This is a genomic window from Streptomyces sp. NPDC031049 (assembly GCF_055571015.1).
This window is the reverse complement of record NZ_JBVIGC010000002.1, coordinates 460,569-483,806: the sequence shown is the minus strand read 5'-3', so window position 1 is coordinate 483,806 and position 23,238 is coordinate 460,569. Positions and strand designations below refer to the sequence as shown.

Below are 23,238 nucleotides of genomic sequence, written 5' to 3'. Positions count from 1 at the left end.
GATCAAGGTGAGCTTCAGGCCGTACTTCGCCTCCAGCGCCTCCTTGCGCTCGTACACGGCCTCCTTGCGGTAACCGACGATGATCCCGGCCTCCGCCAGCCCCACCTCGGCGAAGTTGGCCAGGGTCAGGTCCAGGACGCTCAGCGCGTCCGGCGACCCCTCGTTCGCCACGGGCACCAGGGCCTTGGGCAGGGTGTCGGTGTACGGCCGCAGACGGCGCCCGGCGCCGGCCGCGAGCACGAGGCCTATCATCGCGGTTCTCTCCTCATTGACGGTGCTGCGGGCGCGCGCGAGGGCCCGGCGCGCCCGGGTGGGTGCTGTCGGCCCCCAGGGATGCGTGTGGTCCTGCCCGTGAGCGGACAGGACCACACGTACGACGCCGGGGCTCAGCCCTCGTCGGTCACGGCGTTGACCGAGGACGGGGCGGACTGCTCCGCCGCCGCGGTCTTCTTGGCCGTCGCCTTCTTGGCGGTCGTCTTCTTCGCCGCCGTCTTCTTGGTGGTGGCGGCCTTCTTCGCCGTCGCCTTCTTGGCCGCCTTGCGGGCGGTCTTCTTGGCCGGCGCGGACTCCTCCGCCGCGGCGGGCTCCTCGGTGGCCGGGGCCGCCTCGGTGGCCGGGGCCTCCTCCGCCGCCGGGGGCGTCTCCCCGGCCGGGGCGGACGGGACGACCACGACGGCCGTCTCCTGCGGTGCGGTGGGCGCGGTGGCCTTGCGCACGGCGCGGCGCCGCGGGCGGGCCGGGGCGGCGGGCTCGGCGGGCGCCTCGGCCGGGGCCTCGGGCCGCTCGGCCGCGACCGGCGCCTCCTCGGCCTCCGGCTCGGTGGCCGGCGTCTCCGGGACCGTCACCACGGCGGCCTCGGCCCCCGCGGGCGAACCGGCGGGCGCCGTCACCTTGCGGGTCGCCCGACGACGCGTACGGCCCTTCGGCGCGGCCTCCTCGGCGGACGGAGCCTCACGGGTCGCGGGAGCCTGCGCGCCGGAGACCGCGTCCTCCACGGCGGCCGGCTCCGCCAGCACCTCGGCGGCCGGTTCCTGCCGCACGGGGCGCTCGATCTCCTCCTCGACCGTGACGTCCTGCGCGGTCGGCGCATCGGCCTGCTCGGCCTCCGGCGTCCGGGGAGCACCGGCCGGGGCCGACGCGCGCCGGCTCGCCCGGCGCCGGGTGCGCCCGCGCCGGGCCGCGGCCTCCGCCTCGGCGACGCTGCTGAACAGCTCCTCGTCCGGCGCGAAGTCCGGGGCGGGGAGCGCGACCGGCTCGGCGGCCTCGGCGGCCACCTCCGCCTCGGACTCGGCCTCCGCCTCCTGCTCCGCCGTCCCGGCGGTGCCGACGGCGGCCACGGCCTCGTGCTCGTGCGGCTGCTCGGCGGCCCCGGCACGGGCCCGCTTGCGCCGCTTGCCGCCGCCGTTGCCGGCGGCCGACGGCTGGTCGAGGTGGACGATGACACCGCGGCCGTTGCAGTGGACGCAGGTCTCGGAGAAGGACTCCAGCAGCCCCTGGCCGACCCGCTTGCGGGTCATCTGCACGAGGCCGAGCGAGGTCACCTCGGCGACCTGGTGCTTCGTACGGTCCCGGCCCAGGCACTCCAGCAGCCGGCGCAGCACCAGGTCCCGGTTGGACTCCAGCACCATGTCGATGAAGTCGATCACGATGATGCCGCCGAGGTCGCGCAGCCGCAGCTGGCGCACGATCTCCTCGGCCGCCTCCAGGTTGTTCCTGGTGACCGTCTCCTCGAGGTTGCCGCCCTGACCGGTGAACTTGCCGGTGTTGACGTCGACCACGACCATCGCCTCGGTCCGGTCGATGACCAGCGAACCGCCGCTGGGCAGCCAGACCTTGCGGTCCAGGGCCTTGGCGAGCTGCTCGTCGATCCGGTACGTGGCGAAGACGTCGACCTCGCTGGTCCACTTCTGGAGCCGGTCGGCGAGGTCCGGCGCCACGTGGGACACGTAGCCGTGGATGGTCTGCCAGGCGTCGTCGCCGCTGACGACGACCTTGGAGAAGTCCTCGTTGAAGATGTCGCGGACGACCCGCACGGTCATGTCCGGCTCGCCGTAGAGCAGCGTCGGGGCGTTGCCGCTCTTGGCCTTCTTCTTGATCTCCTCCCACTGCTCCTGGAGCCGCTCGACGTCCCGGCGCAGCTCGTCCTCGCTCGCGCCCTCGGCGGCGGTGCGCACGATGACGCCCGCGTCCTCGGGGACGATCTTCTTGAGGATGGTCTTCAGCCGGGAGCGCTCGGTGTCGGGCAGCTTGCGGCTGATACCGGTCATCGAGCCCTCGGGCACGTAGACCAGGTACCGGCCGGGCAGGGAGACCTGGCTGGTGAGGCGGGCGCCCTTGTGGCCGATGGGGTCCTTGGTGACCTGGACCAGCACCGACTGGCCCGACTTCAGCGCGGACTCGATGCGGCGCGGCCCATTGGCCATGCCCAGCGCCTCGAAGTTGACCTCACCGGCGTACAGGACGGCGTTGCGGCCCTTGCCGATGTCGATGAAGGCGGCCTCCATCGACGGCAGGACGTTCTGCACCTTGCCGAGGTAGACGTTGCCGACGTAGGAGACGGCCTGCTCCTTGTTGACGTAGTGCTCGACGAGCACCCCGTCCTCCAGGACGCCGATCTGCGTGCGGTCGCCGTGCTGGCGGACCACCATGACGCGTTCGACGGCCTCGCGGCGGGCCAGGAACTCGGCCTCGGTGATGATCGGGACGCGGCGGCGGCCCTGCTCGCGGCCCTCGCGGCGGCGCTGCTTCTTCGCCTCCAGGCGCGTGGAGCCCTTGATGGACTGCACCTCGTCGGAGGGCTCGGCGCTCTTCTCGCGCGCGGGCCGGGGCTCGCGGACCTTGACCACCGTGCGCTCGGGGTCGTCGGCGGACGGCTCGGCCTCCTGGCCGCCGTCACCGGCGCGGCGGCGACGGCGGCGACGGCGACGGCTGCTGGCGGAGCCGGTACCGCCGGCGTTCTGCTCCTCGTCGCGCGCCTCGGTCTCGTCGGCCTCCTCGGCGTCCTCCTCGACCTGCTCGGCGGTGTCCTCGGCGTCCTGGGCGGCCTGCGCGGCGGCGGTCTTCTCGGACTCCTCGTCCAGGGAGTCGCCGGACTCGGCGTCGGCGGACTCGCCACGGCGGCGGCGACGGCCACCCCGGCGACGGCGGCGGCGCGACCCGCCCTCCTCGCCGGCCTCGGCGTCGTCGCCGTGGTCCTCGCCGGACTCGGCGGCCTCGGCGGCCTCGGCGGACTCGTCGGACTCGGGCTCGGCGGCCCGCTCGTCGGCGGTGCTCTCGGCGGCCCGGTCCTCGGCCTCCTCGCCCGCGGCGGCGCCACGGCGGCGACGGCGGCGACGGCCTCCGGTGGGCTGCTCGTCGGCCGGCCCAGCGGCCTGCGGGCGCTCCGCGGACTCGACCGGCTCCTCGTCCTCGGCGGCCTCGGCGGCGGCCTCCGCGGCGGCACGCTCGGGCGTCTGGAACCTGGGCTGGGTGAAGACCGGCGGCTGGAACAGGGCGACGGCGGGCCGTGCCGGGCGCTGCGACGCCTCGCCGCGGGCGGGCTCCTCCGCGGGCGCCTCGGCGGAGGCGGGCGGGGCGGTCCGGGCCGCGGCGGCGGGCGCGGCGAAGCCGGTGGCGGCCTTGCGGACGGCCCGACGGCGCGTACGGCCCTTCGGGGCGGCCTCCTCGGCGGTGGGCTCGGCCGGGGCGACGGGCTCGGTGGTGAGCGCGGCCTTCCCGGCGGACGCGGCGGCTCCGGAGGCGGACTCGTCGGCCTCGCGGGTCTCCCGGGCCTCCTGTGCCTCGGCCGACGCGGCCCTCTTGCCCGACCTCCGCGTCTTGGCCGGTGCCGCGGTCTTGGCCGGCTCCTGGGCCTCGCCCGGCTGCGGGGCCTGCGCCGGCTCCTGGGTCTCGGCCGACGCCGCGGTCCCGGTCGGCTCCGGGGACGTGGCCGTCGCCGGGGCATCGGCGGGGGCCTGGGCCTCGTCGGCGGCGGTCCTGGCCGACTCGGCGGCCGAGGGCTCGGACGTACGGCGGGTGGCACGGCGCCGGGTCCGGCGCGGAGCGGCCTCCTCGGCGGGCGCGGGCTCGGTGGCCCGGGCCGGCTCGGCGGTGCCGGTCTCGTCCGCCGCCGCTGACGTGCCGGCGGCAGCGGCCGTCGCCGGCTCCGCGGGGGCCTCGGCCGAGGCTGCGGGCGCGGAGACGGTGCGGGTGGCGCGCCGGCGCGTGCGGCGCGGTGCGGGGGTGTCGGTGGCGGCGGGCTCGGTCGCCGCGCCGGTCTCCTCGGACGTCACGTCGTCCGCTTCGGCCCGGGCGGCGGGCGTCGCCGGTACGACGGTCTCGGCGGCGTCGGCCGCGGCGGGGGCCCCGGTGGGTGCGGAGGCGCGGCGGACGACGCGGCGGCGCGGACGCCCACCGGAGGCGGACGACGCGGCAGCGCTCTCCGCCTGTCCGGCCTGCTCCGTCCGCCCGCCGGTCTGCTCGGCCTGCGGGTTGTCGGTCGCGGCCTCGGTGCGGAGGGTCTCCTCCTCGTCGCCGGCCTCGGCGACGTCCTCGGGGTCGGCGACCGCGAGGGCCGGCTCCACGGTCTCCACCGGGGTCCCGGAGGAGGCGGCCGGCGGACCCGCCGGCCGGGACGCGGCCCGGCGCCGGCGGCGCGGCGGCAGGGTGTCGCTCGGGGTGTTCGATTCGGAGCCCGGCGCGGACTCAGTGGCTTCGGTCGGTTCGAGCATGCGGGCGTTTCTCCCGTCGGGCTCCCGGGCGCCGCGCCTGGTCCGGCATCGATCTCGTCGACCGCCGGTGACGTCCGCGGCTCGCGCGGTGCGCGATTGCCGCCGTCCGGGGCGCGGGCGCCGCTCGGGAGCTTCCTGTGTCCTGTCTCGCCGGTTCCGTACGCCTTGTCGCGTACGGCCTGGCGAAAGTCTTCTGGTCGGTGCGCTGCCCGACCCAGGTGGCTCCCGAGTTCGAGGGCGGCGCTTACGACGTCCGTCCCTACGCGGAACCTTCCTTACGCCGGCGCTGTCGCGGTGGCAGTCGCGGCGGCCCTCTGGGGCTCGGTCGCTGCTGCCTCGCGGTCGGGCGCGAGCGGGTCGGTCACCGTGCCGGTCTCTTCATCGAACAGCCCCTGCGCCAGCCTGGTCACCGCTGCGGGGACCGGCGGCGCCAGGTCGGCCACGGCGCGGAGACCGGACAGGACGTCGTCGGGTCGTACGGCAGGCGTCACGTGCCGAACAACCAGCCGCAGTATCGCACAGGGCTGGTCGGTCGGCCTATCAGCCGGCGAACCGTGCGTTTCCGCACTCTCGAGACTCACGACGGCGGAGCGGGCGTCGAAGGTGCGGACGCCGTTCTTCGTCCGGCGCTGGACCTCGACGGTCTCGGCCCCGTTGAAGGCCTCGACCGCGCGGCCGGCGTCGGCCGGGTCCACACCGTCCAGCCGCAGCTCCCACACGGAAGCCGTCAGCCGGTCGGCGAGCCCGGACGTCCGCGCCTCGACGGCGTCGACGACGTCGAGCCCGGCGGGCAGCGACGCGTCGAGGAGGACCCTGAGCTGCTCCGGGTCGCGCGCCTCGGTCAGCGCGATCTCGAGGTACTCCGCCTCACTGCCCGTGCCGGTGGGTGCGGCATTGGCGTACGACACCTTCGGGTGCGGCGTGAACCCCGCCGAGTACGCCATGGGCACCTCGGCGCGGCGCAGCGCACGCTCGAAGGCGCGCTGGAAGTCACGGTGGCTGGTGAACCGGAGGCGGCCGCGCTTGGTGTACCGCAGACGGATGCGCTGCACCGCGGGTACCGGCGGCGGGCCTTCGGGCTGTCGCTTGCCCAGTGTCGTTCAGTCCTTCGTGAGAGCGGTCGTACTCCTACCAAGACTACGTCGCCCGCCGCCGGAAGGTTCCCGCCGGTCCACCGCCCGCTCCCGCGGCGGCTTGCCGAACAGCATCCGGCGCAGGTCGGCCCGGGCCTGCCGGACGGAGGCGCGGGCGGCCTCGACCGCCCGCCGGCCGGCCTCGGCGACGGGCCGCAGCACGGCGTCCCGCACCAGGTGAGCGACGGGGGCCAGCACCGTGCGGTGGACCCAGCGCGCCGGCTCCACGAAGACCCACCGCAGGAGGGTCCCGAAGAACCGCCCGACGGCTCGCGAGACGTGTCCGGCCACGCGCCAGGCGTGCCCCAGGGCGTCGCCGGTCTCCCGCACGATCACGCCGATCACCCGCCCGACGGGCACGAGCACCCAGCGCCACACGGCCAGGGCGGGCAGGACCACCAGGATCCGGGCGGTCCAGTACACGGCCAGGCCGACCCCGGTGGCGACCGCCCGCACCCCCTCGGCGACCGCCCGCCCGACGGGAGCGAGCACCCACCGGTACAACCAGACCGCCGGTACGACGACGAACAGGTTCCCCAACCGGGCCAGACCGCTCCCGAGCAGATTCCCCAGCCGGGCCAGACCGCTCCCGAGCGCGAGCAGCGCCGCGCCGACGCCCCTGAGCAGCCAGAGCACCCCGTGCCCGACGGGCGTCAGCACGCGCGCGTACAGCCACGCCAGTCCGTGGCCCACCGGAGTCAGCACCCACCGGTACAGCCACCCGGCCGGCACGACGACGAGCACCTTCCCCAGCCAGCCGAGCCCCCGCCCCACCGGGACGACCACGCACCGCCACAGCCCCACGAACGGCCACACGAACACGGCCCGCCCGGTCCACGCCAGGGCCCGCCCGGCCGGCCGCAGCACCGTGTCGTTCAGGAACCGCCCGGCGACGACGAGCGCGTCCCACACCATCCGCACCGGCACGACCAGCACGAACACCACGATCCGCACCGGCACCCGGATGGCGACGGCGAGACACCCCTGCGGCTCCGGCCCGGGCGCTTTCTGAAGCTCCATACAGATGAGGACGCCACCCGGACCCCTCCGGATCCCATGGACCGGCCGGACGTCACTCCACGTCGACGGCGCCGGAGTCGTCCGACGGTGCCGCGTGGGCTGTCGGCGTCCTGCCGCGACCGCCTCAGTGCGTGTGGCCGCCCGGCGCCGGTGCGGGAGCCGCGTCCTTGACCGTCAGCGGCAGCAGTTTCTTGCCGGTCGGGCCGATCTGGATGTGGGTGTCCATCTGGGGGCACACGCCGCAGTCGAAGCACGGGGTCCAGCGGCAGTCCTCGACCTCCGTCTCGTCGAGGGCGTCCTGCCAGTCCTCCCAGAGCCAGTCCTTGTCGAGACCGGAGTCGAGGTGGTCCCAGGGGAGGACCTCCTCGTAGGTGCGCTCGCGGGTGGTGTACCAGTCGACGTCCACGCCGAACGGCTCCAGGGCCTTGTCGGCGCAGGCCATCCAGCGGTCGTACGAGAAGTGCTCGCGCCAGCCGTCGAAGCGGCCGCCGTCGTCGTAGACGGCGCGGATGACGGCGCCGATGCGGCGGTCGCCGCGGGAGAGGAGGCCCTCGACGATGCCGGGCTTGCCGTCGTGGTAGCGGAAGCCGATGGAGCGGCCGTACTTCTTGTCGCCGCGGATCTTGTCGCGGAGCTTGGCGAGGCGCTCGTCGGTCTCCTCGGCGGAGAGCTGCGGGGCCCACTGGAAGGGGGTGTGCGGCTTGGGGACGAAGCCGCCGATCGACACCGTGCAGCGGATGTCGTTGGACTTCGACACCTCGCGGCCCTTGGCGATGACCTTCGTCGCCATGTCGGCGATCTGGAGGACGTCCTCGTCGGTCTCGGTGGGCAGGCCGCACATGAAGTACAGCTTCACCTGGCGCCAGCCGTTGCCGTACGCCGTGGCGACCGTGCGGATCAGGTCCTCCTCCGAGACCATCTTGTTGATGACCTTGCGGATGCGCTCCGAGCCGCCCTCGGGGGCGAAGGTCAGGCCCGAGCGGCGGCCGTTGCGGGTCAGCTCGTTGGCCAGGTCGATGTTGAAGGCGTCGACGCGGGTGGAGGGCAGGGAGAGGCCGATCTTGTCGTCCTCGTAGCGGTCGGCGAGGCCCTTGGCGATGTCGCCGATCTCCGAGTGGTCGGCCGAGGAGAGCGAGAGCAGGCCCACCTCCTCGAAGCCCGTTGCCTGGAGGCCCTTGTCGACCATCTCGCCGATGCCGGTGATCGAGCGCTCGCGCACCGGGCGGGTGATCATGCCGGCCTGGCAGAAGCGGCAGCCGCGGGTGCAGCCGCGGAAGATCTCCACGGACATGCGCTCGTGGACCGTCTCGGCGAGCGGGACGAGGGGCTGCTTGGGGTAGGGCCATTCGTCGAGGTCCATGACGGTGTGCTTGGACACGCGCCACGGGACGCCCGAGCGGTTGGGGACCACGCGGGCGATGCGGCCGTCCGGCAGGTACTCGACGTCGTAGAAGCCGGGGACGTACACCCCGCCCGTCTTCGCCAGGCGGAGCAGGAGTTCCTCCCGGCCGCCGGGGCGGCCCTCCGCCTTCCAGGCGCGGATGATCGCGGTGACCTCCAGGACGGCCTGCTCGCCGTCGCCGATCACCGCACAGTCGATGAAGTCGGCGATGGGCTCGGGGTTGAAGGCCGCGTGACCGCCGGCCACGACGACCGGGTCGTCCAGGCCACGGTCCTTCGACTCCAGGGGAATCCCGGCCAGGTCCAGGGCGGCCAGCATGTTGGTGTAGCCCAGCTCCGTGGAGAAGGACAGGCCGAGGACGTCGAAGGCCTTCACCGGGCGGTGGCTGTCCACGGTGAACTGGGGGACGCCGTGCTCGCGCATCAGCTCCTCCAGGTCCGGCCACACGCTGTAGGTGCGCTCGGCCAGGACGCCCTGCTGCTCGTTCAGGACCTCGTACAGAATCTGCACGCCCTGATTGGGCAGGCCGACCTCGTAGGCGTCGGGGTACATCAGGGCCCAGCGGACGTCGCAGGAGTCCCAGTCCTTGACCGTGGAATTGAGCTCGCCGCCGACATACTGGATCGGCTTCTGCACATGCGGGAGCAGAGCTTCGAGCTGCGGAAACACAGAGGACACGGACTCGGTGGCTTCGGCAGGCATCTCGCGGAACCTTCGTTGCTGACTGGGGTCCCCCCGGCCGGAGGCTGGGGGCGGGTGACCATCCAGACTAACCCGACCGGGGACGTCCACCCGAACGGCCCGATCACCGGCCCGCGACCGCCCCGGTGACCTCCGCCTTCAAAGGCCGAGGGGACCGGCCCTGCTCCGCCTGGAACACCGGCCCGCCCCGCATCGTCTCCCACAGCGCGGGCAGTGCCGCCTCGGCGTCCGCGGCCCGGCGTTCCTCGCGGCCGTGGAGCACCCCGTAGGTGAAGGAGCTCTCGCCGGCCGCGTGGGCCTGCCGGGCCAGGTCGCGCAGCGCCTCGCGGGTCATCACGCTGTCCTGGTGGTCGCCGAGGAGTTGCTGGAGCGACTTCATCGACCGCACCAGGCTGTCGGCGGGGTCACCGAGCAGGCCGGCGGCCGCCTCGGCGCAGTAGCGGGTCCGCTTGGCCTCCTTGCGGGCGTCGTGCAGCGCGAGGTCGCGTTCCTGCCCCGGGGGCAGGGCGAGGGCCCGCTCCACCAGCTCGGAGACCCGCCCGAAGTCCTTCCGCACCGCCGCGCCGATCACCCTCGCCGGCTTGCGGCTGCCGGCCGGTGCGCGCAGCGGGGGGTCGGCGAGCAGGGCGTCCAGGGCGGCGAGCAGGGCGAGGTACCTGTTGCCGTCCAGTACGGCGATCAGCCGGCGCCGGGAGCCGCCGCTGCGGGCGTGCGACCAGGTGCGCAGGCGGGTGCGGACGGGACCGGTGATCAGGGGGCGCGGCAGGTCGGCCAGGGTGGCCGTCAGGCGTTCGGTGAGGACCTCCTGGTCGCGGCCGGCGCCCAGCTCCGCGGCCAGCCACTTCAGCTCCGCGCCGATCGGGTCGGTGCCGGCGCGGTCGAGGACCTTGGCGTACGACCGGAAGGCGCTGCGCAGGCGGCGGGTGGCGACGCGCATCCGGTGCACCGAGTCGGGCACGTCCCGGCGTACGTCGGGGTCGAGGGCGACGAGGGCGTCCCGCTGGGCGCGGACGTAGGCGAGGACGTGCTCGCCGGCGGTGACGGGGGGCGGGAGCGAGGCGGGGAGGTTTCGCTGTCCGGCCGTGGCCCGGCTCTTGTGGGCCTTGCTCCGGCCCTTCTCGGTCTTGCGCTGCCTCTGCTCGGCCTCGCGTTGCTTCTTCTCGGCCTTGCGCTGCTCCTTGGGCCGGGTCTCGGCCAGTGCCCTGGCCAGCTTGGACGCCGAGCGGGAGGGGCGTACGCCGGCCTTGCGGAGCCGTTTGTCGATCTGGTCGAGGAGGGCGGGGTCGCCGCCGTCGGCCAGTTCGATCTCGATCTCGGACCACTGGGCGGCTGCGCCGGCGCCGGGGCCGGTGAGGCGTTCGGCGTGGACCGCGTCGACGCTCGCCTCGGCGAGCAGGCGGCCGTCCGCGTCGAGCAGGTCGCGGACGTCCCGGTCGCTGACCAGGCGGACGACGGGGACCAGTTCGGTGTCGCGGGTGCGGGAGCGGACGAGGCCGGTGAGGGCGCGGGGGACGCGGTCGGAGAGCGGGGCGTGGATCTCGTCGCGGACGCCGGGGGCGACGGGGAGTTTCAGGTGCCAGCCGGCGTCGGGACCGCCGGTGCGGCGGCGCAGGGTGATGGAGGCGGCCGCGAGGCGTTCGTCGGGGGTGTCGTAGTAGGTGGCGTCGAGGTGGGTGACGCCCTTGTCGACGACGGCCGCGATGTCGGCCACGCCGGTCAGGTCGGGGAGGCCGCTGTCCTGTGACTCGTACTTCCGCTCGATCTCGCGCTTGGTGTCCGCCATAGCGTGAATCTAGTCGGGTGTGGGGGGTGGGTCACGGGTCCGGGCGGGTCCGATGAAGGGGGTGGGGTGGGGTGCCTCCGTTCGTCACCGGGTCGTCGGTGTCGTGGCCGGTGTGCTTCGGGCTACGCCGACACCGGGCGTTGGACGGTGATCGACTGGAGCAGACCCACCGCCAGCCACACGGCGAACATCGATGAGCCTCCGTAGGACACGAATGGCAGGGGCAGGCCCGTCACCGGCATGATGCCGAGGGTCATGCCGATGTTCTCGAAGGTCTGGAAGGCGAACCAGGCCACGATGCCCGCAGCGACGATGGTGCTGTACAGGTCGGTGGCGTCCCGGGCGATGCGGCAGGCCCGCCACAGGACGATGCCGAGCAGCAGGATGATGAAGCCGGCGCCGACGAAGCCCAGCTCCTCCCCCGCCACCGTGAACACGAAGTCCGTCTGCTGTTCCGGCACGAACTGGCCCGTGGTCTGCGAGCCGTTGAACAGGCCGGCGCCGGTGAGGCCGCCGGAGCCGATGGCGATGCGGGCCTGGTTGGTGTTGTAGCCGACGCCCGCCGGGTCGAGTTCGGGGTTGGCGAACGCCGCGAACCGGTTGATCTGGTAGTCGTCCAGGACGCCCAGCTGCCAGACGGCGATCGACCCGATCGCCCCGGCGCTGATCAGTCCCAGCACCCAGCGGTTCGACGCGCCGGAGGCGAGCAGCACGCCCAGCACGATGACGACCATCACCATGACCGATCCGAGGTCGGGCATCAGCATGACGATCAGCGAGGGCACCACGGCCAGGCCCAGCGCCTGGAGCACGGTCCGGTGGTCGGGGTACTGCTTGTCGCCCGCGTCCACCCGTGTCGCCAGCAGCATCGCCATGCCGAGGATGATCGTGATCTTCACGAACTCCGAGGGCTGGAGGGAGAAGCCGCCGGGCAGCTTGATCCAGGAGTGCGCGCCGTTGATGGTCGTGCCGAGCGGGGTGAGCACCAGCAGGATCAGGAACACCGACGCGCCGTAGAGGACCGGCACGGCCGTGCGCAGGGTGCGGTGGCCGAGCCAGATGGTGCCGATCATCAGGGCGATGCCGATGCCGGTGTTGAGCAGGTGCCGGACCAGGAAGTAGTAGGGGTCGCCCTGGTTGATGTCGGTGCGGTTGCGGGTGGCGGAGTAGACGAGCAGCGAGCCCAGCAGCGACAGCAGGGTGGCCGACAGCAGTATCGGCCAGTCCAGCCGGCGCGCGACCCCGTCGCGGGCGAACACCCGTGTCCATCCGGCGCGCTCGGGGCCGTACCCGGAGACCTGGAAACTGTTCGCGCCCGTCATGTGCGCACCCTCCGGTCACGCCCGCCGTGCCGCCGTCGGCCGCGGCGCCTGGTCTCACGGTTCTCCGTCTGCGGCGGCGCCACGGTCGCCCCCTGGTCCTGCGGCTCCTGCCCGCCGTCCGCCGGGGTGTCCGCGCCCTCCTCGGCGGCCTCCTGCTGCGCCAGCATGTCCTTCACCGGGTCGTCGGAGATCTTCGGCGAGACGATCGTCCCGTCGGTCTTGATCTTCGGCAGGCCCTTCTGCGGCTCGGGCAGCAGCGCCTTCTTCGGGTCGATCGAGCCGTCCTCCTGGACGCCGTACAGCGCGTCGTAGATGTTGCGGACGGCCGGGCCGGAGGCGCCGGAGCCCGTACCACCCTGGGAGATCGTCATGACGATCGTGTAGTCCTCGGTGTAGGTGGCGAACCACGAGGTGGTCTGCTTGCCGTGGACCTCCGCCGTACCGGTCTTGGCGTGCATGGGGATCTCGTCCTGGGGCCAGCCCTCGAACCGCCAGGCGGCCGTACCGCGGGTGGCCACGCCCTCCAGGGCGTCGTCCATCTGCTTCAGCGTGGCCTGGCTTATCGGAAGCTTGCCGTGCGACTCGGGCTTGATGGGGGTGATCTTCTTGCCGTCGGGGCTGATGATCGCCTTGCCGATGGACGGGTCGTACATGGTGCCGCCGTTGGAGATGGCTCCGTAGATGGTGGCCATCTGGATCGGGGTCACCAGGGTGTCGCCCTGGCCGATGGAGTAGTTGATCGCGTCACCGGCGCGCATCTTGTTGCCCTCGAGGCAGCCCTCGTAGGCGAGCCGCTCGACGTAGGAGCCGCCCTTCTTCCCGGTCTTGCACCAGGCGTCCTTGTTGGCCTCCCAGTAGTTCTGCTTCCACTGGCGGTCGGGGACCCGGCCGGAGACCTCGTTGGGCAGGTCGATGCCGGTCTCCTTGCCGAGGCCGAACTGGTGGGCGGCCTTGTAGAAGTAGTCGTTGGGCTTCTTGGGGTTCATGCCGCCGTCCTTCTTCCACTCCTCGTGCGCGAGGCGGTAGTAGACGGTGTCGCAGGAGACCTCCAGGGCACGGCCGAGGTCGATCGAGCCGAAGCTCTGGGACTCGAAGTTCTTGAAGACCTGCCCGCCGACGTTGTAGGCGCTGGAGCAGTTGTAGCCGCCGTTGAAGTCGTAGCCCGCCTCGACCGCGGCGGCGGTGGAGACGACCTTGAAGATGGAGCCGGGCGCGGCCTGGCCCTGGATGGCGCGGTTGAGCAGCGGGTAGTGGGAGTCCTTGCCCGTGAGCTTCTTGTAGTCCTTGGCGGAGATGCCGCCGACCCAGACGTTCGGGTCGTAGGTGGGGTTGGAGGCCATGGCGACGACGCGGCCGGTCTTGGCCTCCATGACGACGACGGCGCCGGCGTCGGCCTTGTAGTTCTCGCCGGTGTTGTCGTCGTACTGCTTGCGGGCTTCCTTCATCGCCTCGTTCAGCTCGTACTCCGCGATGCGCTGGACGCGGGCGTCGAGGCTGGTGACCAGGCTGGAGCCGGGCTCGGCGGGGTCGGACTCGGCCTGGCCGATGACGCGGCCGAGGTTGTCGACCTCGTAGCGGGTGACGCCGGCCTTGCCGCGCAGCGCCTTGTCGTACTGGCGCTCCAGTCCGGAGCGGCCGACCATGTCGGAGCGCAGGAAGGGCGAGTCGGTGTCCTGGGCCTTCTGGATCTCCTCGTCCGTCACGGGCGAGAGGTAGCCGAGGACCTGGCCGGTGTTGGCCTGGCCGGGGGCGGGGTAGCGGCGCACGGCCTGCGGCTCGGCGGTGATGCCGGGGAAGTCCTCGGCGCGCTCGCGGATCTGCAGGGCCTGCTTGGGGGTGGCCTCGTCGGTGATGGGGATCGGCTGGTAGGGCGAGCCGTTCCAGCAGGGCTGGGGGGTCTCGGCGTCGCACAGCCGGACCTTCTCCATGACCTCCTCGGGCTCCATGCCGAGGACGCCGGCGAGCTTGGTGAGGACGGCCTTGCCGTCGTCCTTCATCTTCAGCAGGTCCGTGCGGGAGGCGGAGACGACCAGCCGGGTCTCGTTGTCCGCGAGGGCGACTCCGCGGGCGTCCAGGATCGAGCCCCGGGTGGCGGGCTGGACGACCTGCTGGACGTGGTTGCCGGAGGCCTCCTTGGCGTATTCGTCGCCCTGGCGGATCTGGAGGTACCACAGCCGGCCGCCGAGGGTGCCGAGGAGGGAGAGGACGAGGATCTGGATGACGACCAACCGGATCTGGACGCGTGGGTTCCGTCCGGTCTCGGGAATGTTGGTCACTGCGGCTGCCTCCCCCTCTCAGTGCGCGGACGCGAGTGCGTGTACGAGTGGTGAACGCCCGCCCGGCCGGGCGGCGTTCCTGCCGGGCTCAGACTCACCCGTTCCGGTGAACCGTCCGGTGCTCACAGCCGCTTCACCCCCTTGATGCGCCCGGCCCGGGCCACTCGCGCCCGCGCCGCCTTCACCCGCAGCCCGGTGCGCTGCCCGCCGATGTGCAGCCCGGTCCCCGAGGAGAGCCAGCCGGAGGAGATGTCGGTGCCCTGCCCGGCGGAGTTGGTCTCGGCCAGCGGGTCGTTCTCGGCGCGCCGGGCCAGGGCCATGATCCCGGGCACGACGAACGGGGCGAGCAGCAGGTCGTACAGGGCGGCGGTGAACAGCAGGCCCGTGAGTCCGACGTGGCGGGCGGCCGTGTCGCCGACGAGGGCGCCGACACCGGCGTAGAGCAGGGTGGAGCCGATGGCGGCGGCGAACACCACGACCATCGGGGCGGTCGCCGACCTCAGCCGGCCGTTCTCCGGTTTGACGAGCCCGGCGAGGTAGCCGATGACGCACAGCACGAGGGCGTAGCGCCCGGCGGCGTGGTCGGCGGGCGGGGCGAGGTCGGCGAGGAGTCCGGCGCCGAAACCGATGAGGGCGCCGCCGACATGGCCGTAGACCAGGGCGAAGCCCAGGACGGTGAGGAGCAGCAGGTCGGGGACGGCGCCGGGCAGGTGGAGCCGGGCGAGGACGCTCACCTGGATCACCAGGGCGACGACGACCAGGGAGACGGAGAGCAGGATCCGGTTGACGCGCATGGTCTGAATAGCTCCTACTGCTCGGGCTGCTCGGGCTGCACCTGGCCGTCGGCGGGCGCGTCGGCGGACGGGTCGGCGCCCGGGGTCACGGTCACCGTCACGGTCGGCGTGGGGGTCGGCTTGGGCTTGTCCGGGAGCACGGTGTCGCGCGGGTCCTTCTGCGGGGCCTGGACGACGACGCCGACGATGTCGAGCTTGGTGAAGCTGACGAACGGCGTGACGTAGAGCGTGCGGGTCAGGTCGCCGCCGGAGGGGTCGACGCGGGTGACGGTGCCCACGGGAACGCCGGGCACGAAGGGCTTGTCGGCCTGCGAGCCGAAGGTGACCAGACGGTCGCCCTTCTTGACGTCGGCCTTGCCGTTGAGGAGTTCGACGCGCAGCGGGCGGTCGCCCTGGCCGGAGGCGAAGCCCAGTTCGTCGCTGGACTCCATCCGGGTGCCGACGGTGAAGTCGGGGTCGGTGGCGAGCAGGACCGTGGCCGTGTTCGGGCCGACGGTGGTGACCCGGCCGACCAGACCGTCGCCGTTCAGCACGGTCATGTCGCGCTCGATGCCGTCGTTGGCGCCGGCGTCGATGGTGATGGTCCAGGAGAAGCCCTGGGCGGCTCCTATGGCGATGACCTGGGCGCCCTTGATGCCGTACTGGCCCTTGCCGGCGGTCTTCAGCATCTTGTCGAGCTGGCCCAGCCGGCTGCGGCTGCGGTCGTCGCTGCCGAGCTTCGCCTTCAGGGCCGCGTTCTCCTGCTCCAGCCGGGCGAGCCGGTCGTGGCGCTCGCCGGACGCGCGGACGGCGGCGATCGCGTTGCCGACGGGGTCGACCGCGGCCGACACCCCGTTCTCGATCGGGCCGAAGACGGTGGCCGCGGCCTGGCGGGCACCGTCGACCGGTGAGTCCTTCCCGCCGCGGATGTCGACCGTGATCAGCGCGAACGCTACGGCGATCAGCAGCACCAGGAGCAGCCGGCTCTCTTTCGTGTCCCTCACGTGCGGCGGCCGTGCCTTCCTCGTCGGAATTCGGGAAATTCGTCGGTGTCGAGCGGTGATTCGGTTGAGCGGGCATTGTGGTCGGCCCGCCCGGGAACGCCCCGCGGCGGGCGTTATGGACGGTGTCCTGTCTCTATATCAACGATCCGCCGCACGAGAGGAGATCGTCTCGTACGGCGGAATCGAAGCGTTATGTCATCTGCGCGGCTGGGCGTCCAGCACCTGCTGGAGCGCCTCGAACTCCTCCACGCACTTTCCCGAGCCCAGCGCCACGCTGTCCAGCGGGTCCTCGGCGATGTGGATGGGCATGCCGGTCTCCCGGCGCAGCCGCTCGTCGAGGCCGCGCAGCAGCGCACCGCCGCCGGTCAGGACGATACCCCGGTCCATGATGTCGCCGGAGAGCTCCGGCGGACACTTGTCGAGCGTCGTCTTGACGGCGTCGACGATGGCGTTGACGGGCTCCTCGATCGCCTTGCGCACTTCGGCGGCGGAGATGACGACGGTCTTGGGCAGCCCGGAGACGAGGTCCCGGCCGCGGATTTCGGTGTGCTCGTCAGTGTCGAGGTCGTACGCCGAACCGATCGTGATCTTGATCTGCTCGGCCGTCCGCTCACCGAGGAGGAGGGAGTACTCCTTCTTGATGTGCTGGATGATCGCGTTGTCCAGCTCGTCGCCCGCGACGCGGATGGACTGTGCGGTGACGATGCCGCCGAGGGAGATGACCGCGACCTCCGTGGTGCCGCCGCCGATGTCCACCACCATGTTGCCCGTGGCCTCGTGGACCGGCAGGCCGGAGCCGATGGCCGCGGCCATGGGCTCCTCGATGATGTGCACCTGGCGGGCGCCGGCCTGGGACGACGCCTCGATGACGGCACGGCGCTCGACGCCCGTGATGCCCGAGGGCACGCAGACGACGACCCGCGGACGAGCCAGATACCGCCGCTTGTGGATCTTCAGGATGAAGTAGCGGAGCATCCGCTCGGTGATCTCGAAGTCGGCGATCACGCCGTCCTTCAGCGGACGCACGGCAACGATGTTGCCGGGCGTGCGCCCGATCATCTTCTTGGCTTCGGCGCCGACCGCGAGGATGCCACCGGTGTTGGTGTTGATCGCGACGACGGACGGCTCGTTGAGTACGATCCCGCGACCCCTGACGTACACCAGCGTGTTGGCGGTCCCGAGGTCGACAGCCATGTCACGGCCGATGAACGACATAGAGTTCCCCATCAGGATTCGACTGGCCTTCCCAGGAGCTTTTGAGGGCTTTTCAGGTCGGCGAGGTGGGTTGCTGTGACGTGAATGCTTCCATCGTAGACGCGCTTTCACGAACACTGCGCGAGGGTCTTCGCCATTGTCAGCAGATGGCGCGCCGCCTCGCTTGTGGAGACGGGCCGACGGAGGCAAACGTTCCCCCGATCGGCACGCATATGTCACGAGGCGGCCGCATTTACGCGGCCGCCCAGGTCAGCTGCGCCATTCGGCTGACGCCACGTCAGGAAAACCGTGGTCGGCGGGCGGGTCAGACGTGTGCCGGGAAGAAGATCTTCAGCTCGCGCTCGGCGGACTCCTCGGAGTCGGAGGCGTGGATCAGGTTCTCCCGGACGATGACGCCGTAGTCACCCCGGATGGACCCGGGGGCCGCGGCGATCGGGTCGGTCGGGCCGGCCAGGGCGCGCACGCCCTCGATGACCCGCTCGCCCTCGACGATCATGGCCACGACCGGGCCCGAGGACATGAACTCCACCAGCGGCTCGTAGAAGGGCTTGCCCTTGTGCTCGCCGTAGTGCTGCTCCAGGGTGTCGGTGCCCAGGGTGCGCAGCTCCAGCGCGGTGATCCGCCAGTCCGCCTTGCGCTCGATACGGCCGATGATCTCGCCGATCAGGCCACGACGGACGGCGTCGGGCTTGAGGAGGACGAGGGTGCGCTGAGTCACGACGGGCTCCTTGGAAGGTGGGTTGTGCGAGGTGATGACTGAGGTTACCGGGCGTGTCGCGCCGCTTGTCACGCAGAGTCAGGTAAAGCGGGTCCGGGCGGCGGGCGGTGTGCCGCGGCGGGCAGCCCGCCGGCCCGTCGGCCCGCGCCTCGCACGGCCGGGCCCCCGGGCGGCCTCGCCCGGGGGCGTTACGGCGGCTCCGGTGGCGTTACGGCGTCACGGTCGGCGCTCGGCGGCGCTGCGGCGACCCCGGCGGCGTCACGGTCGGCCCCCGTGGCCCCGGACCGTCCGCGGCATGGCCCGCCGGCCGTCGGCGCTGCCGGCGCCGGGAGGGCGGTCAGGTGGCGTCGGCGGTGGACGAGGCCGACTCCGCCTCGGCCGCGAATCTCGCCTTCGCCTCGTCGATCTTCCGGCCGTAGTGCACGGACGCCCACCACAGGGCCGCGAAGATCACGCCCAGCACGAACATCATCGGCACCACGAAGCCGGAGGCGATGAGCGCGACCTGGAGGGCCCAGCCCAGGGCCACGCCGCCCGGCCGGGTCACCAGGCCGCACAGCACCAGGCACAGGAGCATCGCGATGCCGCTGACCGTCCACACCGTCCCCATGGACAGGTCCGGGTCCTTCATGGCCACCAGCCCGGCGAAGCCGATGACGAAGAACTCGCCGATCAGGGTCGATGAACAGAGCGTACGCACGGTGTGTCAGCCCCTCCCCAGGAGCAGTCGGGCCTCGCCGACGGTGATGACGGAGCCGGTCACGAGCACGCCGCCGCCGGCGAACTCGCCCTCCTCCTCGGCCAGGGTGATCGCGGCCTCCAGTGCGTCCGGCAGCCGCGGCTCGACCTGGACCCGCTCGTCGCCGAACACCTCGACGGCGAGCGCGGCCAGCGCGTCGGCGTCCATCGCGCGATGGCTGGAGTTCTGCGTGACGACGATCTCCGCGAAGATCGGCTCGAAGGCCTCCAGCAGCCCCCGCACGTTCTTGTCGGCGCTCGCACCGACCACACCGATGAGCCGGCTGAACTGGAAGGCCTCTCCGATCGCCTCCGCGGTGACCCGCGCGCCGGCCGGGTTGTGCGCGGCGTCCAGGACGACGGTCGGCGACCGCCGGACGACCTCCATGCGGCCCGGCGAGGCGACGGCGGCGAAGGCCTTGCGCACCGTGTCGACGTCCAGCGGCTCGGCGCGCTGGGCGCCCACGCCGAAGAACGCCTCGACGGCGGCGAGCGCCACGGCGGCGTTGTGCGCCTGGTGCGCGCCGTGCAGCGGCAGGTAGACGTCGGTGTACTCACCGCCCAGCCCGCGCAGCGTCAGCAGCTGACCGCCGACGGCGACCTGCCGGGACACCACTCCGTACTCCAGGCCCTCGCGGGCGACGGTGGCGTCCACGTCCACGGCCTTCTTCAGCAGCACCTGCGCCGCGTCCACCGGCTGCTGGGCCATGATGACGGTGGCGCCCTGCTTGACGATGCCGGCCTTCTCGGTGGCGATCTCGGCGGGCGTGTTGCCCAGCCGGTCGGTGTGGTCCAGGTCGATGGGGGTGATCACGGCGACGTCCCCGTCGATCACGTTGGTGGCATCCCAGCTGCCGCCCATCCCGACCTCGACGACGGCGACGTCCACGGGTGCGTCGGCGAAGGCGGCGTACGCCATGCCGGTGAGCACTTCGAAGAACGACAGGCGGTACTCCTGCTGGGCGTCGACCATCTCGACGTACGGCTTGATGTCCTGGTACGTCTCGATGAAGCGCTCGGCGGAGATCGCCGCGCCGTCCAGGCTGATCCGCTCGGTGATCGACTGCACGTGCGGCGAGGTGTACCGCCCGGTGCGCAGCTCGAAGGCGCCGAGCAGGGCCTCGATCATGCGGGCCGTGGACGTCTTGCCGTTGGTCCCCGTGATGTGGATGGACGGGTACGAACGCTGCGGGTCTCCCAGGACGTCCATCAGCGCGCTGATCCGGCTGACGGACGGTTCGAGCTTGGTCTCGCCCCAGCGGGTGGCCAGCTCCGCCTCGACCTCGCGCAGGCCGCGGTCCACCTCGGGGTCCTCGGGCCGCCCGGGCACGTCGGCCTGCGGCGGGCCGCCCTGGGTGCGCAGGGTGCGGCTGCCCGCCTCGATGACGGCGAGATCGGGGTCGCGGTCGGTCTCGGCGGCGATGATCTCGTCGAAGGAGTCGAGGGGGTCGGGCTGGTCGTTGCTGCCGGGGTTGTCGCTCACGAGCCCAGTCTACGGAGCGGCACCGACAGCGTGTGCGCGGCCTGCGGGGCGGCTGCGGAAGGGGGTGTGGCCCGCACGGGCCGCGCCCTGAGGGACGTGAGGGCCCCGGCGCCGGCACGGCACCGGGGCCTCGCTCGCGCAGGAGTGCTCACACCTGCGGCAGTCCGCGCAGGAGCGCTTACGCCTGCGGCACCAGCGCAGAGGTGCTACGCCTGCGGCAGCTTCTCCAGCTGGGCCTGGATACGGGTGATGTCCTCCTCCGCCGTGGCCAGGCGGGTGCGGATCTTCTCGACCACATGGTCCGGGGCCTTCGACAGGAACGCCTCGTTGCCGAGCTTGGCCGTGGCCTGGGCCTTCTCCTTCTCGGCGGCGGCGAGGTCCTTGGCGAGCCGCTTGCGCTCGGCCGCGACGTCGATCACGCCGGACAGGTCCAGCGCCACCTCGACGCCCGCGACGGGCAGCGTGGCCGTGGCGGTGAAGGAGTCGCCCTCTGGCTGGAGGCGCAGGAGCTGGCGGATGGCCGGCTCGTGCGGGGCCAGCGCCGTGCCGGCCGGCGACAGCCGGGCCGGGACCCGCTGGCCCGGCTGGAGACCCTGGTCGGCACGGAAACGGCGGACCTCGGTGATCACCGACTGGAGCGTGGCGATCTCGCGCTCGGCGTCGGCGTCACGGAAGCCGGAGTCGGACGGCCACTGGGCGATGACGACCGACTCGCCGCCGGTCAGCGTCGTCCACAGCGTCTCCGTCACGAAGGGGACGACCGGGTGGAGCAGCCGCAGCGTGACGTCCAGGACCTCGCCGAGGACGCGCTTGGAGACCTCGGCGGCCTCGCCGCCCGCCTGGAAGGTGGTCTTGGACAGCTCGACGTACCAGTCGAAGACCTCGTCCCAGGCGAAGTGGAACAGGGCGTCGGAGAGCTTCGCGAACTGGTAGTCCTCGTAGTACGCGTCGACTTCGGCGACCACCGAGTTTAGGCGGGAGAGGATCCAGCGGTCGGTCGAGGACATCCTCGACGCGTCCGGCAGCGGGCCCTGGACCGTCGCGCCGTTCATCAGCGCGAAGCGGGTCGCGTTCCAGATCTTGTTGGCGAAGTTGCGGGAGCCCTGGACCCAGTCCTCGCCGATCGGGACGTCGGTGCCCGGGTTGGCGCCGCGCGCCAGGGTGAAGCGGAGGGCGTCGGAGCCGTACTTGTCCATCCAGTCCAGCGGGTTGACCACGTTCCCGAAGGACTTGGACATCTTCTTGCCGTTCTGGTCACGGACCATGCCGTGCAGGGCGATGGTGTGGAACGGCGGGGTGCCGTCCATCGCGTAGAGGCCGAACATCATCATCCGGGCGACCCAGAAGAAGAGGATGTCGTAGCCGGTGACCAGGACGGAGTTCGGGTAGAACTTCGCGAGCGAGTCGGTCTGTTCGGGCCAGCCCAGCGTGGAGAACGGCCACAGGCCGGAGGAGAACCAGGTGTCCAGGACGTCGGAGTCCTGGTGCCAGCCCTCGCCGCTCGGCGGCTCCTCGTCGGGGCCGACGCAGACGACCTCGCCGTTCGGGCCGTACCAGACGGGGATGCGGTGGCCCCACCACAGCTGGCGCGAGATGCACCAGTCGTGGAGGTTGTCGACCCAGTCGAAGTACCGCTTCTCCATCTCCTGCGGATGGATCTTGACGCGGCCGTCGCGGACCGCGTCACCGGCGGCCTTGGCCAGCGGGCCGACCTTGACCCACCACTGCATGGACAGGCGCGGCTCGATGGTGGTCTTGCAGCGCGAGCAGTGGCCGACGGAGTGGACGTAGGGCCGCTTCTCGGCGACGATCCGGCCCTCGGCGCGCAGCGCGGCGACGATGGCGGAGCGGGCCTCCAGCCGGTCCAGGCCCTGGAAGGGGCCGTGGGCGGTGATGACGGCGTGCTCGTCCATGACCGCGACGGCGGGCAGGTCGTGGCGCTGGCCGATCTCGAAGTCGTTCGGGTCGTGGGCGGGCGTGACCTTGACGGCGCCGGTGCCGAACTCGGGGTCGACGTGCTCGTCGGCGACGACCGGGATGGAGCGGTCGGTCAGCGGCAGCTTGATCAGCTTGCCGACCAGGTGCTTGTACCGCTCGTCGTCCGGGTGGACGGCGACGGCCGTGTCACCGAGCATCGTCTCGGCACGGGTCGTGGCGACGACGATGGTGTCGTCCCCGTCGCCGTACTTCATGGAGACCAGCTCGCCGTCGTCGTCCTGGTACTCGACCTCGATGTCGGAGATCGCGGTCAGACAGCGCGGGCACCAGTTGATGATGCGCTCGGCGCGGTAGATCAGCTCGTCGTCGTAGAGCCGCTTGAAGATGGTCTGGACGGCCTGGGAGAGACCCTCGTCCATCGTGAAGCGCTCGCGCGACCAGGCGACGCCGTCACCGAGGCGGCGCATCTGGCCGCCGATCTGGCCGCCGGACTCGGCCTTCCACTGCCAGACGCGCTCGACGAACGCCTCACGGCCGAGGTCGTGCCGGGACTTGCCCTCCTTGGCCAGCTCGCGCTCGACCACGTTCTGCGTGGCGATGCCGGCGTGGTCCATGCCGGGCTGCCACAGCGTCTCGAAGCCCTGCATCCGCTTGCGGCGGGTCAGGGCGTCGATCAGCGTGTGCTCGAAGGCGTGTCCGAGGTGCAGGCTGCCCGTGACGTTCGGCGGGGGGATGACGATGGTGTACGGCGGCTTGCCGCTGTCCGCGTCGGCCTCGAAGTAACCCCGTTCTACCCAGCGCTCGTACAGCTTCCCCTCTACCTCGGCCGGCGTGTACTGGGTCGGCAGTTCGGTGGTGGGCGCTTGCTGCGGCTGCTGAGAGTTCTCGGTCACGGGCTCAGTTTAGAGGTGTCACGGCCCAGTCCCGAAACGCGATTCCTTTGTAACGGTGCGGCCCCCGGTGACCTGCTCCCGGCATGTCTGCGTCAGGATGTCAGCAACGCATAAGCATCTGGAGGGGAA

15 protein-coding genes are annotated in these 23,238 nt (G+C 72.2%); all 15 read right to left on the bottom strand.

Annotation, left to right across the window (positions count from 1 at the left end):
* Window positions 1-252, bottom strand: a 252-nt coding sequence (locus tag ACZ45Q_RS05590; RefSeq protein WP_468255296.1) for a sugar phosphate nucleotidyltransferase, incomplete at its 3' end; no start/stop codon positions are given.
* Window positions 253-386: 134 nt separating this feature from the next.
* Window positions 387-4,709 (bottom strand): Rne/Rng family ribonuclease, encoded by a 4,323-nt coding sequence (locus ACZ45Q_RS05585; protein ID WP_468255293.1) that lies wholly within the window; start codon window positions 4,707-4,709, stop codon window positions 387-389.
* Window positions 4,710-4,984: 275 nt separating this feature from the next.
* Window positions 4,985-5,761 carry a TIGR03936 family radical SAM-associated protein gene (locus tag ACZ45Q_RS05580; protein ID WP_468255291.1) on the bottom strand — a complete coding sequence of 259 codons (777 nt, stop codon included), beginning with the start codon at window positions 5,759-5,761 and terminating at the stop codon, window positions 4,985-4,987.
* A 48-nt stretch (window positions 5,762-5,809) separates the two neighbouring features.
* On the bottom strand, window positions 5,810-6,862 hold the full coding sequence (locus tag ACZ45Q_RS05575) for a hypothetical protein (protein WP_468255288.1): 1,053 nt from the start codon (window positions 6,860-6,862) through the stop codon (window positions 5,810-5,812).
* A 124-nt stretch (window positions 6,863-6,986) separates the two neighbouring features.
* Entirely contained in the window at window positions 6,987-8,966 is a 1,980-nt protein-coding gene (locus ACZ45Q_RS05570) for a TIGR03960 family B12-binding radical SAM protein (RefSeq protein WP_468255285.1), read from the bottom strand.
* A 103-nt stretch (window positions 8,967-9,069) separates the two neighbouring features.
* Complete coding sequence (locus ACZ45Q_RS05565; RefSeq protein ID WP_468255282.1) at window positions 9,070-10,749, bottom strand: CYTH and CHAD domain-containing protein; 1,680 nt, start codon at window positions 10,747-10,749, stop codon at window positions 9,070-9,072.
* A 122-nt stretch (window positions 10,750-10,871) separates the two neighbouring features.
* Entirely contained in the window at window positions 10,872-12,071 is a 1,200-nt protein-coding gene (gene rodA / locus ACZ45Q_RS05560; protein WP_468255279.1) for a rod shape-determining protein RodA, read from the bottom strand.
* On the bottom strand, window positions 12,068-14,347 hold the full coding sequence (gene mrdA, locus ACZ45Q_RS05555; RefSeq protein WP_468255276.1) for a penicillin-binding protein 2: 2,280 nt from the start codon (window positions 14,345-14,347) through the stop codon (window positions 12,068-12,070). The genes rodA and mrdA overlap by 4 nt, the downstream gene beginning before the upstream one ends.
* 122 nt (window positions 14,348-14,469) lie before the next feature.
* Window positions 14,470-15,141: a rod shape-determining protein MreD gene (gene mreD / locus ACZ45Q_RS05550; RefSeq protein ID WP_468255273.1), complete on the bottom strand. Its 672-nt coding sequence runs from the start codon at window positions 15,139-15,141 to the stop codon at window positions 14,470-14,472.
* A 14-nt stretch (window positions 15,142-15,155) separates the two neighbouring features.
* Window positions 15,156-16,124, bottom strand: coding sequence for a rod shape-determining protein MreC (gene mreC, locus ACZ45Q_RS05545; RefSeq protein WP_468255270.1), 969 nt, complete (start codon window positions 16,122-16,124; stop codon window positions 15,156-15,158).
* 195 nt (window positions 16,125-16,319) lie between these two features.
* Window positions 16,320-17,339, bottom strand: a complete 1,020-nt coding sequence (locus ACZ45Q_RS05540; protein ID WP_006133575.1) for a rod shape-determining protein — start codon at window positions 17,337-17,339, stop codon at window positions 16,320-16,322.
* Window positions 17,340-17,643: 304 nt separating this feature from the next.
* Window positions 17,644-18,057, bottom strand: a complete 414-nt coding sequence (gene ndk / locus ACZ45Q_RS05535) for a nucleoside-diphosphate kinase (RefSeq protein ID WP_468255266.1) — start codon at window positions 18,055-18,057, stop codon at window positions 17,644-17,646.
* Window positions 18,058-18,394: 337 nt separating this feature from the next.
* Window positions 18,395-18,757, bottom strand: coding sequence for a DUF4233 domain-containing protein (locus ACZ45Q_RS05530; protein ID WP_468255264.1), 363 nt, complete (start codon window positions 18,755-18,757; stop codon window positions 18,395-18,397).
* Between the two features lie 6 nt (window positions 18,758-18,763).
* Entirely contained in the window at window positions 18,764-20,278 is a 1,515-nt protein-coding gene (gene folC, locus ACZ45Q_RS05525; protein WP_468255261.1) for a bifunctional tetrahydrofolate synthase/dihydrofolate synthase, read from the bottom strand.
* Window positions 20,279-20,484: 206 nt separating this feature from the next.
* Entirely contained in the window at window positions 20,485-23,109 is a 2,625-nt protein-coding gene (locus tag ACZ45Q_RS05520; protein ID WP_468255258.1) for a valine--tRNA ligase, read from the bottom strand.
* Window positions 23,110-23,238 lie beyond the last annotated feature (129 nt).

Excerpts from the sequence above, each read along its gene's own strand:
- ACZ45Q_RS05585 (WP_468255293.1), bottom strand. The coding sequence starts at position 4,709 with ATGCTCGAACCGACCGAAGCCACTGAGTCCGCGCCGGGCTCCGAATCG.
- ACZ45Q_RS05575 (WP_468255288.1), bottom strand. The coding sequence starts at position 6,862 with ATGGAGCTTCAGAAAGCGCCCGGGCCGGAGCCGCAGGGGTGTCTCGCC.
- ACZ45Q_RS05570 (WP_468255285.1), bottom strand. The coding sequence starts at position 8,966 with ATGCCTGCCGAAGCCACCGAGTCCGTGTCCTCTGTGTTTCCGCAGCTC.
- ACZ45Q_RS05565 (WP_468255282.1), bottom strand. The coding sequence starts at position 10,749 with ATGGCGGACACCAAGCGCGAGATCGAGCGGAAGTACGAGTCACAGGAC.
- rodA (WP_468255279.1), bottom strand. The coding sequence starts at position 12,071 with ATGACGGGCGCGAACAGTTTCCAGGTCTCCGGGTACGGCCCCGAGCGC.
- mreD (WP_468255273.1), bottom strand. The coding sequence starts at position 15,141 with ATGCGCGTCAACCGGATCCTGCTCTCCGTCTCCCTGGTCGTCGTCGCC.
- ACZ45Q_RS05540 (WP_006133575.1), bottom strand. The coding sequence starts at position 17,339 with ATGTCGTTCATCGGCCGTGACATGGCTGTCGACCTCGGGACCGCCAAC.